We start from the raw sequence: 15,987 nt of genomic DNA, 5'->3' as shown, positions 1-15,987 counted from the left end.
TTTGTGATAAACTAATTAAAATCCAAACACATAAAGGAGGCATTTTTATGTCACTACCTGTCTATCTGAAGTTTTTAGAAAGCAGTGATCCGGACTTTGCTCAGGCGATTGAAAAGGTTTTTGCATCTGCCATGACACCAGGGGCTTTGGATCAAAAGACAAAACTATTGATTGCTCTCGCTTTAGATGCTGCTCATGGAGCAAGCCAAGGCGTATCATCGATTGCCAAGCAACTAAGAGGTCAGGGAACTAGTGATGCTGAGATTGCCGAGGCTTTAAGGATTGCTTATTTCGCTTTTGGAAACTCTATTTTAGCGACATCATCAGCAGCGTTTGCTAACAATGATAAACCCTGAAATAACAAATTCGCTCAAATGATCCGAATGAGTAACTTTAAAAACGCCCCGTAATAGAAAAGCGGAAGATTAGATAACCTAGTCTTCCGCTTCATCAATTTTTGAGACAACATGAAAGCCCAACGAAAATCACCAGATCCATCGCGAACTTTTACGAGAAACTATTACTTAAGTTGGAACGAATATAACGGGTCAAAAAACGAGTGAACTCGTTCAGCTAAAGCTGAACATCGGGGCTTCAGATACAATAATATCCAGTAAACATTATTGCCGAGCAGAAGTGAGGGCCTTAAAGGCTGGATCAAATATTAGTTGCCTAAAGAGGCATTTTTAGTTAGTATTGAGGTTATTGATGACAGTAAATTTGATCTATAAAGGGGGTTAAATCCTTGCATGACTTTCTGAAATCAATTCAGGAAAGAGTTTTATTATATGATGGCTCTAAAGGAGTTATGCTCCAAAAGAAAGGTCTAACCGGACATGAAGCTTCCGAAGAGTGGAATTTATCACATCCGGACGTTGTGAAAAATCTCTATGCTGAATATCAGCAAGCCGGTTCAGACATAATTCAAACCAATACATTTCCGGGTAACAAAATAACTCTGGACAAACATAACCTGGGGGACAAAACCTCTGAACTTGTGGCAGCAGGCGTTAAATTAGCACGGGAGACTGTTGGCGGCCGAACCTATATAGCCGCATCGTTGGGCCCTACCGGTTCAATTATGGAACCTGCCGGTGATTTAAGTTTTGATGAGGCTTACAACGTCTTCCAAGAATCCTTAAAGGCCATCGAAAATGCCGGCGCAGACCTTGTGAACTTTGAGACCTTTATTGATTTAAATGAATTAAGGGCGGCCATTTTAGCAGCCAAAGAAACAACGGAACTTTCGATTATCGCCTCAGCGACCTTCGAAGCCAATGGCCGGACAACCTTTGGTAATTCGCCGGAAGCCTGCGCTATCGTCTGCCAGTCGCTCGGTGCTGCAATCGTTGGGGCTAATTGCTCAGGCGGCCCGGAAAGTTTAATTGAACCTATAAAACGAATGTATTCTGTGGCCTCCGTTCCTCTTTGCGTAAAACCTAACGCTGGCATGCCGGAACTCATCGAGGGAGCGCTGGTTTATCGTCAAACACCGGAACAATTTGCCTCATATACTAAAGATTATCTGGAAAATGGCGTCCGGCTTATTGGCGGATGCTGCGGAACTACCCCAGAATTTATTCGCGAACTAAGAAAATCTCTTACTAGCCTCCAGATCCCGGAAATCAACCTGAAATCCGTGCCGACCCTTGCGTCAGCCTTTAGCCATCTCATACTTTCCCCTGACCAGGAACACACAGTTAAAAAGCTTACCCCAGAAGCAATGGCTTCATTAATTGATGGCAGCTTCTCTGGCTTAGCCCACGAATGTCGATCCGATGCTTTTGATTACCTTCTGCTGGATTTTGGGGATATCCGAGAAACCTTTGATATTGTGGATTTCGCCGGCCAATTTGGATCATTTATTAGAAAGCCTGTAATGATTAAAGCCAAGTCTCCGGAAATTACTGAACAATTCCTAAGATATTATCCCGGGAGAGCAGGAGTTGTTCTTTCAACAGACTCCAGCATCTCACTTTCTCGCTTGCAGCATTATGGTGCATTAATCGTTAATGACAGCTTAAAACCAACGAACGGATCTTTTTAGATCCGTTCGTTGGTTTTAAAGAAGATTTTTTCTCTCCCTGAACTTTTGCCAAGGGAGGCTATTTTTCACGGAGAAAATGCTCCATCACAAATTCTTTAAAACGTTTGGCGGCAGGAGAAAGGTATCGTCCCTCAATCCAGGCCATTCCTATGACCCGCTGGCATAAAGGCGCTGACACATGAACTTGGGATAGTCCGCTCATATCAAAGGCCTTGATCTTGGGAATAAGGGCAATCCCAAGTTTTGCCGCCACTAATCCCATAATCGTTCCAATCTCTTCACCCTCAAAAGTTACCTTGGGGGTAATTCCTGCTTCCTGAAAAAGCCGATCAATAATCTCTCCTAAGGATACATCTTTTTTAAAAGCAATAAAAAGTTCTTCCGCTAATTCGGCAAGCTGAACCGTCTTTCGTTGGGCTAGAGGATGTTCACAGGGAACAATAAGAATAATCTCTTCAGTAAACAACCGAATCCAATGAACATTTTCACGGGCTATCGGCCGGGCACAAAAGCAGAAATCAATATCCCCGGCTTCTAATTGATCTAAGATTTGACTCGTTAAATTTTGGTAAAGCATGAATCGGACCTCTGGAAAGTTTTTGCGAAAGGCTCCCAGTAAGTCCGGGACAAGATTCGAACCCTGAGAATGGATAAATCCCAGAGAAACACTGCCTTGAAAAGGATCGATCAAATCCTCAATTTCTTGCTGTCCTAATGTGATTTCCAGAATAGCGCGGTTTACCCGATTAAGGAAGATTCTGCCATAGCTATTCAGAACTACTGTGCGCCCCTGACGTTCAAACAATGGAACACCCAGTTCCTCTTCAAGTCTGGCAATCGAGCGGCTCAACGCCGGCTGGGAAATATTCAGAGCCTCTGCTGATTTTGTAAAATGCTGTAGTTGAGCTACAACTTGAAAGTATTGAAATTGTGTCCATTCCATGAAAATTGCCTCTCCAGAATCATATAAATTACCGTCTTACTATTCATTACCTACAGTTATCAATTTGATGCAAATTATAAATTAGACGTAATAAGGTGTCAAGGTGTAGGATAATAAGCGAAATAATTATTGAGGTGAACGTTCATGAATGAAAAACCTTATATTAAGAAAGGAACGAAAACCTTTCGCCGAACAACCTTAGCCATGTTTTTCGGTGGTTTTAACACCTTTGCCATTATGTACAGTACACAACCACTACTGCCAGTGTTTTCACGGGAATTTCATATCTCCCCGGCAGCAGCAAGTTTATCCCTTTCTTTAACAACCATGGCTCTGGCCATTAGTATGCTTTTTGTCGGATCCTTGTCAGAAGTCAAAGGGCGTAAGCCGCTGATGATTTTTTCTCTGGTTTCGGCTTCGGTTTTAGCCATGTTCACAGCTTTCGTGCCAAATTATCATGTGCTTCTTCTCTTTCGCGTTCTACAGGGAATTGTTCTGGCTGGATTGCCCGCTGTAGCCATGGCTTATCTCAGCGAAGAGATTGAACGCGGGGACTTAGGAATTGCCATGGGACTCTATGTCAGCGGAATCTCAGTCGGTGGGATGAGCGGCCGGATTATTATTGGCATTCTGACTGATCTCTTCAATTGGCGAGTGGCTCTTGGTGCCGTTGGGATTTTAAGCGTTCTGGCCAGTTTGCTTTTCTGCTATCTCTTGCCGCCATCAGAACATTTTCAAAAGCGCCCACTAGAAATTAAGATGCTGACAAAATCCATGATTAACCATCTCAAAGATCCCAGCCTTCTTTGTTTATACGGAATTGCCTTTTTCATTTTAGGAAGTTTTGTAACACTTTATAATTACATCGGCTTTCAATTAATGGCTCGGCCCTATTCCTTAAGTCAAACAATCGTTGGCTTTATTTTCATCTTATATATTGTTGGTACGTTTAGTTCTACTTGGATGGGCCGTCAGGCAGATCTGCACGGCCGAAACAAAATGCTTTGGCTTGGATTACTGCTTATGGCTTTAGGAGCTTGTCTCACCTTACAGACATCACTGGCTATTAAAATTCTCGGGATTGCTTCCCTAACCTTCGGTTTTTTTGGTAGTCATTCTATCGCCAGCAGCTGGGTTGGCCACCAAGCCATTCGTGACAAAGCTCAAGCCTCATCGCTTTATCTCTTTTTCTATTATGCAGGTTCAAGTACGGGCGGAACCGTCGGCGGTACATTCTGGCAAGCATTTGGCTGGGGAGGCGTGATTAGTCTAATCTTAGGTTTCGTAAGCTGCGCTTTCCTGTTGTCGCTTTACCTGAACCACATTACTTCCAAACACCGGCAGCTAAAGGCGAATCTTACTCCCAGAAAACAGACAGTTCATGTTTAAAAAGTAGTCCACACTTTTACCTGTCGGAGCATATGATGGACTAGATATATTCTCTGATAGGGTGAGGATAATGTTAGACCTCAGTGTCCTTATAGTCATTGTTTATAGTATCGTAGAAACCCTTGAGAAATATGGGGTTAGCCCAAAAACAGCACATCTCTTTGCGATCCCTTTGGGCTTTATCAGCAGTTTTTTGTTTTTAAGTGGTACTATAAAGGAACATCTCCTCGAAGGGTTATTAATTGGCTTTGGAGCTATCGGGGTATGTGATACCGCTAGTAACCTTTTGAGCTGGGTAAAGTCTAAATTGCTTAACAGTTAGTGCATTTTGCAACAGCCTCTTTCAAATTTATAGATAACGGCTCATCTATTCCAAGAATAGATATAGAATTATAAAAATACGCTGAAATTCATATCATAACATTTAAATGATCTGAATTTCAGCGTATTTGTTTGTTTTAAAGGGAAAGCAACCAGAGAGAGAAATTTTGATCAGTCAGATTTATAAGGCTGGGCATAGCTTTCTTCAAATACACCATTGTTCTTAAGCTCTGCTCCCCAGTAATATTTATTGGCAAGCTTGACAAAGGATTTCATTATCATTCTCGAAAGCATCGTCTGAGTCTCAGGCTTGGAATATTGATCCAGAAGATCTCGACTGAACTTGCCTGTTTCTCCAAAGACCCTGCCGATGTCAGAGATCCCATTCAGCACTTTTTTAGTGTGGGAAGAATTTAATTCCTTCGCCAGTCCGTCACACCCGCCTTTAATAATAGTTCCTAAGTATTCCCCATTTAAGAGAGTAGTTACCTTCTCGAGATATTTCTCCAATGCCCGTGCGTGTATGGCCTCTCTAAAACCAAATTGTACTAAAAATCCTATCTTCTTATTACCGCACTTTCCACATAAAGGTTCAAGTTCCTCGATCAATTCCTTAACCCCTGCCGGCATGGAATAAGAATACAAAGGAAACGCCAACAGTATATCCTCCGAGTCTTCAATTATGCTTATAGCTTCCTGCACAGATTTTAATTGATTAAGTTTAAACACCCTGGACCCATTACCCGGTGTCTTCTCAAAACCTCCAAGAAACCCATTCACCATCAGCTCCGTATTGCTTTTCCCAAGCTTTGGTGATCCGTTAAATACTGTTAATTGCATAAGCGACCTCCTCAGGACCATTGTTCATAGTTTTCGTAAAAAGAAACTTACGACTGTTGCTGCTCCGGAAGACCTTTTCTATGATTTTGGCGCTGATCTGATCATAATCTTCCGAATGGTCAAGGAGCAAGGCGATTGCCGGATACTTCTCATACCTGGATATATGCTGCATTCTATCGTTCTTAACATACAAAAACGGAAGCACCAAAGGTAAGCATCGTTCTTGTACACTTTTGAGCAAACTGCTGATAAAGCCCATAATAATAGGCGAAGCAAATAAAACAAAATCGGCTTTCAAATATTCCCTTAATATTGTGGGGCCATCATCGTTAAAAATACATCTACCAGGGGTTTTGAGCCAACAAGAATAACAACCAATACAACGGTTTATTTCCATTTCCTTCAGATTTAACACAGTGGTATTATGACCATTCTTCTTTAGCTCAAGGACCAATTTTTGAATGTAATCCTCGAAGCTCTCGTTCTCTGCTTTTGGGTTTCCATTGAGTATCAGCACTTTCACAGCCTATACCCTCCTTTAATCTTATAACGTTTTTCTATGTGTTGCTTCTTTTCCAATACCATCCCGGAAACCAAAAAGAAATAATAAGCAGCAATGGAGTGGAAATATTTCCATAAGCGGTACTTATAGCGTAATAAACATTTTTAGACACCGTGTATAGCAGGACGACTCTCAATAGGGCCTGAGTTATGCTCAGCACTCCCCAGGCAATCGTTAATATGATCCAGGCCGATTTAAACTTCGGCTGTTTGCGTATTTCCTCTGAAAAGCCTTGCTTTAGAGAATACTCGGCTAAAATCCGAATCAAGGGTTTCCCTAATATAACAGAACCAAAAAAGATCGCAGCGAGAATTAAATCTATGATAATCGGCGAAACAAGATAATAGATGGGATCATTTGACAGAACAGTCCCAATAAGACCAATCGCAGCACAACCTGCGCCAATAGCCCCATAGATATTCACGTTCCGTCGGAAGCAGAATTGAAGCAAAAGGACGCCTAAAGACCAAACTCCGGCAGTGATTGTTCCCGTAAGAGTCCTGTCAAAATGATCAAAAGCAGAAAATAAGATAATGGGAATTACAACACTTAGAAAGAATTCCAGATTAAAAAAGTTCTCAGACAGTAATTTTTGTGTTACTGCCTGATTAGATTGTACTTCCTTAGATTTAAGGGTATTCATGTTCAATCTCCTTCCTTAGCGAAGCCATTTGTCAAGGATCTTATTGTCTCCTGGCACCATTTAATCCTTGCCTCAGAATTATATCTTCCACAACTAAGGGTTGCGAGCCAAAGTGGAAAATTTTTACTGTTTTTAACCTGCTCATCTGCTTTCAGAAAAGCTTCCATCTGCAAATAGTCAGCGACAAGTTTCTCATGCTTTACCTTTTCTTTCTCAAGCTTCTCAATGATATTTTCCAGAGGCACTTCAGAAGAAAAGAATAATTTCAGCAACAACTCGTTTCTCCCCATAACGCTTTGAACCGGTTCCAAAAGCCAGGCAGCCAATTCATGTTTACCTGCTTCAGTAATTGAATAAACGTTCTTCGAAGGCCTTCCTTCTGTATGTTCCGTTTCCTTAACTACCAGTCCTTCTTTCTCCATCTCCTTAAGTACGGGATATATCCGCGCATAATTTTCATTCCAAAAATGGGATATAGAAGAATCACAAAACTTTTTAATGTCATATCCCGAACAAGGCATTACGTTTAAAACTCCTAGAAGTGCATATTTAGTCTTATTAACAGTTGCCATAAATTGCTCACCTTACCCCGTAGTTTTATGCAAGTATAATATCATTATATATATAAATGTTATATATATAATGATATTATATATTGTAGGTATATTTTTTATGCGTGTCAATATAATCAAAGCGATTTTTTCTTATTGCTTAGTATGACCCTCTTAATACTTTCATTTCGCAAGGATAATATTAGCAAGGATTCAGGCAAGCCATCTATCAATAAACTTTATCCGGTTTTTAAGACCCCCACCCCGATATTCAGCTTTAGCTGAACGAGTTCACTATGGGCAAAAAAAAGCCCCTCATAGAGAGGGGAGTAAAGGAAGGACGACGGAAGAAAAGTGAGAATATGTTAACCGCTCAGCGGATAACAATCTTTTACTTGCTTCGGTTTTAAACCTTAAGCTCTTGCCTTTATCATAGATTATTTTTGTTATAGTTCCATGAACTTTAATTAAAAAATATGTTAAACCTAAAAAACATTCTCTACTCTTCTCTGAAAAATCCAGAGATTTCAGGAGTTATGAGCTTCACCCACAAGAGAGAAAACTCATTGCTAATTTCATTCTGCCGATGGTACCGTATTAACATCATGGGAGGTTAATAGGCAAAAAAAGCCCCCTCAGGATAGAGGGGTTAAAATGACGTGTGTTGTATCCTTATAATAAACCCTGAAAGTTATCGTTTCATAAACGTACTGTAACGAATAGTTTAAATTTAAAATCGTCATGAATTCTCAGTGAACTCTACCCCCCAGTTAAAACAATCTGATCTTAACCTAAATATTTTTTCACCGCTGCAACTGTATCATACTTGTCATTGCCGCTCAGAAGTACTTCTTTGGGATGTCCCGTCGTAGGTCCGCCGACCACAATTAGTGTTGCTGCGCTCATAGCAGCCTTAGGGACAGAATGATCGCTCGGCCTCACAAATAAGGCACAATTTCCATTTTTAACAGCTACGTCATTTCCTGCCCAAAAATCTTCCTTTGTATATAATAAGACCGCTATATCTAAGCTCATATTGTCACTCCTCTTCCATAAGCCTGCGTCTTCATTTACATAATCTTGATCGACAAACACACTTGCCAAATAGATATTGTTATTATATTGATAAATATGATTTGGTGCTTTTTGGCCATTTGACCAGGCATAGGTTTGGAAATATTTATCTGCCTGAATTGCCTTCATAACTGCATAAGATCCATAGACCCCCGTTAAAAACTGTCCGCCTAATCCATCCTTCACTCCATTGAAATAGTCTTGGATAGTAATCATATCTCCGGCCTGAGCATCATAATCAACTGCAAAATAAATTGCCGTTCCATTGGGAACATTTAGGAACTCAGCCTCCATAACAGCCTTTTTGGCATCAGCCGCTCCTTGAGCATAGCTGAAATAACTTTTCCTAATTGGATTGGACTCCCAAATAAGAAAGATGGCTAACCCGGCCGCTTGAATTAATCTAACTTCATCAGGAGTCAATGATTTTGCCCAGCCTTGTTTGTAGCCAAGGTATCGTCCGACCGCTAATATTCCCGCTATTTTTAAATTTTGAACATTGATTAAATTTAGCCTTGTAGCGCAATCAATTCCATTCATCTTTCAACCCTCCTTTCTCTTTGATTAAAGCAAAAGATTTCTGCACAGTAGGTTACGCTCGTTTAGAACCAATCGTTACAATTCCCAAGGCGGCAAAAAGAGACAAATACTTTAGTGAGCTATTGACAAAATGGGCTTCGTTGATAGTATTTATATAAAAAATCTTGGCAGCGAATTTTTAGACATCTGCAAATCCGTTACATTAATTTTTTAATGGAATTTTAATTTTTATCAAATTATCCTTGAAGTTTTCAAGGTTAGAATACAAACATAGTCAGTCGCGGCACCGCGACATACATTGAAATTCTGCGAAGAGGTATTCTAACAGAAAACAAGGAGGAATTCTTAAAATGACAACCCTGGAACAAGTCGAAAAATTATGTACGATGGCAAATATCAGTTATGAAGAAGCCAAAGCTGCCCTCGATGCAGCAAATGGAGATTTGCTGGATGCCATTATCTATTTAGAAAAACAGGGAAAGGTTTCTGCCCCAACAGGAGGCGGTTATTACAGCAGTGAAAAAACAATTGACCCCAATGCCGAGACTTATCAAGACAATTGTTGGGGAAAACAGCATTATCACCAACATCATCATTGTCACAACGGAAAAACCATTTTCTCCGTTATAAAAAAAATCGGGGAATTTTGCCTGAAAATTATTCGCAAGGGAAATTCCAATTCCTTTGAAGTGCTTAAGGGAGAAGAAGTCAAAGGCTCTTTCCCGGTTACGGTACTCGGCTTGCTCTTGATCTTCGCTTTCTGGGTTACTATTCCCCTTCTTGTCATCGGGCTTTTCTTTGGTTTACACTATCGCTTCAATGGGCCTGACTTAGGCAATAATACTGTCAATAGGGCAATGGATAGCGCGGCCGATGCTGCTGAAAATCTCAAGAAATCTATTAATATCTAGGCCTGGAAAATTGGAGAAATGACGTGAGGTTTCATGAGTTCTAAAATATTGATTATCGAGGATGAAGAAAAAATTGCCCGCTTTATCGAACTTGAACTTGGTTATGAGGGCTATATCACAACAAAGGCCTTCGATGGCAGAACGGGGCTTGAACTCGCCGAAACAGGCGAGTTCGACCTTGTTTTGTTAGATGTTATGCTGCCCAAATTAAGCGGTATGGAGGTCCTGCGCAGACTTCGCCGAACCTCCTCCGTTCCTATCATTATGCTGACAGCTCGGGACAGCGTGATGGATAAAGTTTTCGGACTTGACAGCGGAGCGAGCGATTATATCACGAAACCCTTTGCTATTGAGGAGCTTTTGGCCCGAATCCGTACCGCCCTGCGCAAAACAACGATCGAAAACGCCGAAGTATTGTCCGCCTCCGGCCTGTTGCTGGATATCGGCCGTCATAAGGTTACAATGGAGGGGAAACCTATCGACCTGACAAAACGGGAATTTGATCTTCTGCACTATCTGCTCAAAAATAAGGGCATGGTCGTCTCACGGGAAGCGCTGCTGGAGAATGTCTGGGGCTTTGATTTTACAGGGGAAACTAACGCTGTTGATGTATACGTGCGTTTCCTGCGCGGTAAAATTGATGAGGTCTTCAATGTCAAGCTGATTCATACTGTAAGGGGCGTGGGATATGTGATTAAGGATGAAAAATAAATCCCTAAATGAGTCCCCGAATTCTTCCAGTAGTATTAGCAGCAGAATACGTTTTTCTATCGTCTGGAAGCTCAACATAACCTTGTTTTTTCGTATGTTGGGAATTTTCCTTGTTCTGGATTTGTTTTTATGTTTGCTGGCAGCTGCAGGCTTATTTATACGCTCCGAACAAACTGTGACATCAGCAGCACAACTAATCACCGAATCAGGTTTACCTGCTCCGGAGGCGGAGCAATGGCTTGCCATCAATGAATGCAGTATAACCACCCCAACGGGGGAACCTAAAGGTATCCAAATCCCCCCGCCTTTAAAGACCTACTTCTCAAAACAAACCGCCTCAGGGATTCGGAGTATTGACCTGCCGAATTCCAAAGGCTTAAATGAATGGGGACGGTTTTTTGGTATTACTTATAATGTGACTATTGAAACCGGTGATCAGCCTTATCGAATATCTTTCCACCTGCAAAAGACACTTCAGATCCTTGTTATAATGTTTGCCATTGTTATAACCTTTGAGCTTTTGATGCTGCTGCGCAGCATTTTTACAGGTGCAAGAATAATCCGTAATACCTTTCGCCCAATTCAGGAATTGGCTCAAACAGCCCGAAACTTGAGTACAGAAGGCGTTTTCTCTCCGGAACAGTTGGAAGTTCTGGCCGGCAAATTAGACGATATTAATGCTACTCATCTCGACACCAGAATCTCTGTGGGAGATACGCAAAGCGAACTTAAAACCCTCGCAGCAGCCATCAATGGAATGCTGGACAGGATCAATGAATCCTATCGTTCCCAAATACGATTTGTCTCAGATGCTTCCCATGAATTAAGGACACCTATTTCGGTTATTCAAGGGTATGTCAATCTGCTGGATCGATGGGGAAAAAACGATGAAAAGACATTACAGGAATCTATCGATGCTATCAAAGATGAAACTGCGAATATGAAGGGCTTGGTAGAACAGCTTTTGTTTTTGGCTCGAGGGGACAACAACACTATGGCTCTACAATTAGAATCCTTTGAAGTATCTGCTCTGGCCGAAGAAGTACTGAGGGAGACGCAGATGATTGATGAAGGACATGTTTATGATTCAAAAATTATGACTGTTTTCATTAATGGGGATAAAAGCCTTATTAAACAAGCTCTGAGGATACTGATAGATAATGCTATGAAATATACTCCCACGGGTAAAAAAATTACGATTTTAATTTCCAATTCAGATAATCTGGCCCGTCTGACCGTTCAAGATGAAGGAATAGGTATTGCCCCTGAAGCAGTCTCCAAAATCTTTGACCGCTTCTTTCGAACCGACGAATCCCGTGCCCGGGCAACCGGCGGAACAGGGCTGGGCTTATCGATTGCTAAGTGGATCACCGAACGTCATGGCGGACACATAGAAGTTTTAAGCAGACAAGATATCGGAACAAGGATTTCCATTGTCCTTCCGGCTGACCAGAAGGCTGATCATACTATGAAAGAGAAAAACAATATAAACTTGGCCAAAAAAGGGCCGCTGCAAAACGAACTAAAATAGTTCGTAAGCAACGGCCTTTTTCTAACGGGGACCCACTCCCACTTACAAGAAGTGGGAGTCTTACGATTGGATAAATTGGGTGAAAGCAATCAATTAATTTTGGCGCAGTTACTATAAACTTCCAACTATAAACTTCCAACTATCACCTTTACCTAAATCTACTTCTTGCCCCACCGCCTGAATTCTTCGCTCAATACAATAACGGCAATCCTCTGGATGATCATCGCCGCAGATCTTATTTTCATAAAGTGCGTACTGTTTCCTTACCGATGTCGGGGTAATGATAGGCATAACAACATTGGCGCCCGCTTGTAAGGCCATCTCCCTTCCAAGGGGATGGAGCGTGCCCAAGGCTGTTGTGGCCGGTATAAGGCTGTCCGGAACAAGCAGTCGTGCCAAAGCCACCATCACTAAAGTATCGTCTACCGTTCCACCCTTCTCTTTTCCCAGAGGCGTCTCGCTGTGGGGAATGAAAGGTCCGATTCCAATCATGTCGGGATGAAGTTCTTTTAAATAATGAAGATCTTCTGCCAAATCTGCTGGAGTCTGTCCGGGAAGTCCAACCATAAACCCTGCTCCCACTTGATACCCGATCTCTTTTAAAGCATTTAAACAAGCCCTGCGATTGGTAAAACTCATTGTCGGATGCAGTGATTCATACAATTCCTCCGTGGCAGTTTCATGGCGCATCAAAAAACGATCAGCTCCGGAAGCAAAAAGACTCTGATACGTTTCCGCTCCCCGCTCGCCGATGGATAAGGTGACGGCCACCTCTTGGTCATAGCGTTTCTTAATCTGACGAATCAGCTCACTAAGTATCTCAACTGTGTACCAAAGATCTTCACCGCTTTGCAAAACAAAGGTCCGATAACCTAATTCATAGCCTTTATCACAGCAAGCCAATATTTCCCCCGGTGTCAGCCGATATCGTTCCACTTTGGTGTTGGAAGCTCGAAGACCGCAATATAAGCAATCTTGACGGCAAATGTTAGAAAATTCAATCAGCCCTCGCAAATAAACTTTGTTTCCATAATACTTTTGTTTTGTCTTAAGGGCACGTTTATAGAGAATTTCCCTTTCCTCAGGTTTGATAGTCTCTATGAGTGCAATTATTTCCTCTTTTGAGAGATCGTTAGTCTGATAGGCTTTCTCAATTAAATTATGCATAGTCACTACTCATTTCCTCCATCATGGGCAGCATTTTTTCTGCTTGAATCTCTCAAATTGCCAAATTGTAACTATTAACCGAACTCTTCTTCCAAAACCATCTTGGCTAAGGGGAACGGTTCAAGAGCTCTGCTCATCAATCCCTGTACATAAGCAATCAAAATTCCATAGTTGACAATAGGTACACCGAGAGCTTTAGCACTCGCTATTCTGCTGAGCATGCCGGTCCGGTTCATCATACAGGCTCCACAGTGAACGATCAGGGCATATTTCTTGACATCCTCGGTAAAGGTTACTCCGGATGTGAATTCAAACTCTATCTGTTTCCCTGTTCTTTGACGTATCCACCTGGGTATCTTCACACTGCCGATATCATCGGATTGGCGGTGATGGGTACAACCCTCGGCAATTAATACTTTGTCTCCATCCTGGAGGCGGTCAATGGCCTTCGCTCCTCGGATAAATTCGGTGAGATCTCCTTTTTGCCGGGCAAACAGAATTGAGAAGGAGGTCATTAAGATATCCTTAGGTGTATCTGCAGCAACCTTTAAGAACACTTGGGAATCCGTAATAACAAGTTTGGGTTTTTTAGCCAGATTGCTTAAGGTTTCTCTCAGCTCATATTCCTTGGTCACAATCGCCATGGCGTCGCTCTCCAAGACATCGCGGATCGTCTGCTGTTGAGGCAGAATCAGACGTCCTTTGGGAGCAGCTTTATCGATAGGAGTAACCAGCACAACAAAATCGCCAGGATTAATCAAGTCTCCGACAATTTTGAAAGTATCCTCGTTCTCCGGAATAACCGAGGTAATTGCGCTTTTTAACTCTTTGATTCCTTGTTTCGTGAGAGCAGATAGGGCTACTACCGGAGTATTTAAAGTTTCCTGCAGTTGAGACGCTTTTTTCCCCGCCTCTGAATTGTCCAGAGTATCCATCTTGTTTAAGACAACAATGACCGGCTTTTTCTTATCTCTTAACGTTTTTAGAATTAAATTGTCATCGTCACTGATTCCAAGATTAATGTCTATGATCAGCAGGGCAACATCTGTCTTATCAAGAACCTCCAGGGTCTTTTTGATCCTTAACTCTCCTAATTCTCCTACATCGTCAAAACCGGCAGTATCAATGATCACACAAGGCCCTATAGGTAAGATTTCCATCGCTTTGAAAACAGGGTCTGTTGTAGTTCCTTTTACCTCGGAAACGATAGCCGTCTCCTGTCCAGTCAGGGCATTGATCACGCTGGATTTTCCAGCATTCCTTTTACCAAAAAGCGCCAGGTGAAGTCTCACCCCTCTTGGTGCATCATTTAAGCTCATTAAAATTCCTCCGGCAAATCATTTTTCCAGTCCTCCCGGTATACCCGGTTTCGTTACTTCCCAAGGATTAAGAATTTCAGCAATCCGGGAGTCCGATAAGGTTGTTTCTTCTTTTAAGACGTCGCCTATAGCTTTATTTTCCCTTAAGGCTTTTCCCGCAAGTTCAGAAGCCCGATCATAGCCGATATGATGGACAAGAGCCGCAGCTAATGCTGTTGACCTTTCAAGATTGGCTCGGCATTTTTCTTTTTGAGCCTGAATTCCCTCGATACATTTTTCCCGGAAGATAATAACTCCCTGATTCAGCAATTCAAGGGATTCCAATAAGCTTTCTGCGATCAAGGGCATAAAAGAATTAAGTTCCAACTGTCCGGAAGAAGCCGCTAAAGTAATCGCATAATCATTCGCCATAACCTTCATGGCCACTTGACCAATCATTTCCGCAATGACAGGGTTTACTTTGCCGGGCATTATGGTCGAACCCGCTTGCCTTTGAGGAAGTTCTATTTCTCCCAAGCCCCCTTTAGGTCCGGAAGCCATTAGACGCAGGTCATTGGAAATTTTCAGCAAATTTGTACTGCAAGCTTTTAAAAGGCCGGATACTTCAACAAAAACATCATTATTTTGGGTTATGTCTATCGGATAGTCGGACCGGGCTAAGCCCAGTCCTGTCAGTTCCTGAATAGTATCCGTGATCATAAAAATATAGTCATGCGAAGCATTCATGCCAGTGCCAATAGCGGTACCACCCAAGTTAATTTGCCTAAGCCGCTCTTCGCCTTTGTAAACTCTCCAGCGGTCCCTTTCGATGCCCTTGGCATAGGCACCGAATTCCTGCCCCAACATCATTGGCAGAGCATCCATCAGCTCTGTCCGGCCAAGTTTAAGGACATCACTAAATTCGTTTTCCCTCTTCTGGAGTGCTTCCTGCAGATCCGCCAGAGAATAGCTTAACCTTCGCAGCAGACGTATGGCTGCAATTCGCAAGGCAGTAGGGTAAACGTCATTAGTCGATTGAGACATATTTACATCGTTTAAGGGGTGGATAAGATAATAATCTCCTTTTTTTCCGCCAAGAATCTCAATGGCTCTGTTAGCGGCGACCTCATTGACATTCATATTCGTGGAGGTTCCCGCTCCCCCTTGCAAAGCATTGACGACAAATTCCTGATCAAATTTACCCTCAATGATTTCTTCGCAGGCTTTAATGATAGCTTGTGCCTTGTCCTTCGTCAATTTCTTTAAACGATGATTAACCATTGCTGCTGCTTTTTTAATTAAGGCTATTTCATAAATCAGCTTTCGATTAACACTTCTCGTCCCTAAATCAAAGTTTTCAAGAGCCCGTTTCGTATTAACTCCGTAATAACTTGATTCTGGAATTTCCCGTTCACCGATATTGTCCTTTTCTATTCTAACGTTCACTTTACATCCTCCA

16 protein-coding genes are annotated in these 15,987 nt (G+C 42.0%); 7 read left to right on the top strand and 9 right to left on the bottom strand.

The window, feature by feature from the left end; all coding sequences use genetic code 11:
* The first annotated feature begins 47 nt into the window (after positions 1-47).
* Positions 48-356, top strand: coding sequence for a carboxymuconolactone decarboxylase family protein (locus DEAC_RS02655; RefSeq protein WP_047808502.1), 309 nt, complete (start codon positions 48-50; stop codon positions 354-356).
* A 389-nt stretch (positions 357-745) separates the two neighbouring features.
* Positions 746-2,047, top strand: coding sequence for a homocysteine S-methyltransferase family protein (locus DEAC_RS02650; protein ID WP_047808501.1), 1,302 nt, complete (start codon positions 746-748; stop codon positions 2,045-2,047).
* 58 nt (positions 2,048-2,105) lie between these two features.
* On the opposite strand, the gene DEAC_RS02645 is transcribed toward DEAC_RS02650, so the two are convergent.
* The gene (locus DEAC_RS02645; protein ID WP_047808500.1) at positions 2,106-2,990 is read right to left on the bottom strand and encodes a LysR family transcriptional regulator; all 885 of its coding nucleotides are present in this window, start codon (positions 2,988-2,990) and stop codon (positions 2,106-2,108) included.
* Between the two features lie 144 nt (positions 2,991-3,134).
* Here DEAC_RS02645 and DEAC_RS02640 point away from each other — a divergent pair, with 144 nt between their 5' ends.
* Complete coding sequence (locus DEAC_RS02640; protein WP_047808499.1) at positions 3,135-4,379, top strand: MFS transporter; 1,245 nt, start codon at positions 3,135-3,137, stop codon at positions 4,377-4,379.
* A 70-nt stretch (positions 4,380-4,449) separates the two neighbouring features.
* A complete protein-coding gene (locus DEAC_RS02635) occupies positions 4,450-4,701 on the top strand; it encodes a hypothetical protein (protein WP_047808498.1) in 252 nt (83 codons plus the stop codon).
* A 170-nt stretch (positions 4,702-4,871) separates the two neighbouring features.
* Here DEAC_RS02635 and DEAC_RS02630 read toward each other — a convergent pair whose 3' ends face one another.
* The 5 genes from DEAC_RS02630 to DEAC_RS02610 all read right to left on the bottom strand — a co-directional run bounded on the left by DEAC_RS02630 (position 4,872) and on the right by DEAC_RS02610 (position 8,910).
* Entirely contained in the window at positions 4,872-5,540 is a 669-nt protein-coding gene (locus DEAC_RS02630; RefSeq protein ID WP_047808497.1) for a flavodoxin family protein, read from the bottom strand.
* Positions 5,521-6,063, bottom strand: coding sequence for a flavodoxin family protein (locus DEAC_RS02625; protein WP_047808496.1), 543 nt, complete (start codon positions 6,061-6,063; stop codon positions 5,521-5,523). Before DEAC_RS02625 ends, DEAC_RS02630 begins: the two co-directional genes overlap by 20 nt.
* Positions 6,064-6,097: 34 nt before the next feature.
* On the bottom strand, positions 6,098-6,745 hold the full coding sequence (locus DEAC_RS02620) for a VC0807 family protein (RefSeq protein WP_047808495.1): 648 nt from the start codon (positions 6,743-6,745) through the stop codon (positions 6,098-6,100).
* A gap of 2 nt (positions 6,746-6,747) precedes the next feature.
* Positions 6,748-7,317 (bottom strand): PadR family transcriptional regulator, encoded by a 570-nt coding sequence (locus tag DEAC_RS02615; RefSeq protein WP_047808494.1) that lies wholly within the window; start codon positions 7,315-7,317, stop codon positions 6,748-6,750.
* Between the two features lie 765 nt (positions 7,318-8,082).
* Complete coding sequence (locus DEAC_RS02610; RefSeq protein ID WP_053006260.1) at positions 8,083-8,910, bottom strand: DUF1906 domain-containing protein; 828 nt, start codon at positions 8,908-8,910, stop codon at positions 8,083-8,085.
* A 350-nt stretch (positions 8,911-9,260) separates the two neighbouring features.
* On the opposite strand from DEAC_RS02610, the gene DEAC_RS02605 reads away from it, so the two are divergent.
* Genes DEAC_RS02605 through DEAC_RS02595 form a run of 3 tightly spaced genes read left to right on the top strand, consistent with a single transcriptional unit; the run spans position 9,261 to position 12,063 of the window.
* Entirely contained in the window at positions 9,261-9,821 is a 561-nt protein-coding gene (locus DEAC_RS02605) for a UBA domain-containing protein (RefSeq protein ID WP_047808493.1), read from the top strand.
* A gap of 33 nt (positions 9,822-9,854) precedes the next feature.
* Positions 9,855-10,532, top strand: a complete 678-nt coding sequence (locus DEAC_RS02600; RefSeq protein WP_047808492.1) for a response regulator transcription factor — start codon at positions 9,855-9,857, stop codon at positions 10,530-10,532.
* Complete coding sequence (locus tag DEAC_RS02595) at positions 10,522-12,063, top strand: sensor histidine kinase (protein WP_047808491.1); 1,542 nt, start codon at positions 10,522-10,524, stop codon at positions 12,061-12,063. The genes DEAC_RS02600 and DEAC_RS02595 overlap by 11 nt, the downstream gene beginning before the upstream one ends.
* A gap of 111 nt (positions 12,064-12,174) precedes the next feature.
* Here DEAC_RS02595 and hydE read toward each other — a convergent pair whose 3' ends face one another.
* The 3 genes from hydE to DEAC_RS02580 form a co-directional block, all read right to left on the bottom strand.
* Positions 12,175-13,230: a [FeFe] hydrogenase H-cluster radical SAM maturase HydE gene (gene hydE, locus DEAC_RS02590; protein WP_047808731.1), complete on the bottom strand. Its 1,056-nt coding sequence runs from the start codon at positions 13,228-13,230 to the stop codon at positions 12,175-12,177.
* A 74-nt stretch (positions 13,231-13,304) separates the two neighbouring features.
* The gene (gene hydF / locus DEAC_RS02585) at positions 13,305-14,549 is read right to left on the bottom strand and encodes a [FeFe] hydrogenase H-cluster maturation GTPase HydF (RefSeq protein ID WP_047808490.1); all 1,245 of its coding nucleotides are present in this window, start codon (positions 14,547-14,549) and stop codon (positions 13,305-13,307) included.
* Positions 14,550-14,567: 18 nt separating this feature from the next.
* A complete protein-coding gene (locus tag DEAC_RS02580; RefSeq protein WP_047808489.1) occupies positions 14,568-15,974 on the bottom strand; it encodes an aspartate ammonia-lyase in 1,407 nt (468 codons plus the stop codon).
* Positions 15,975-15,987 lie beyond the last annotated feature (13 nt).

The sequence above is a fragment of the Desulfosporosinus acididurans genome (assembly GCF_001029285.1).
Lineage (GTDB): Bacteria > Bacillota > Desulfitobacteriia > Desulfitobacteriales > Desulfitobacteriaceae > Desulfosporosinus > Desulfosporosinus acididurans.
Note: the sequence above shows the minus strand (reverse complement) of the source record. Positions and strands in the feature narration are given on the sequence as shown.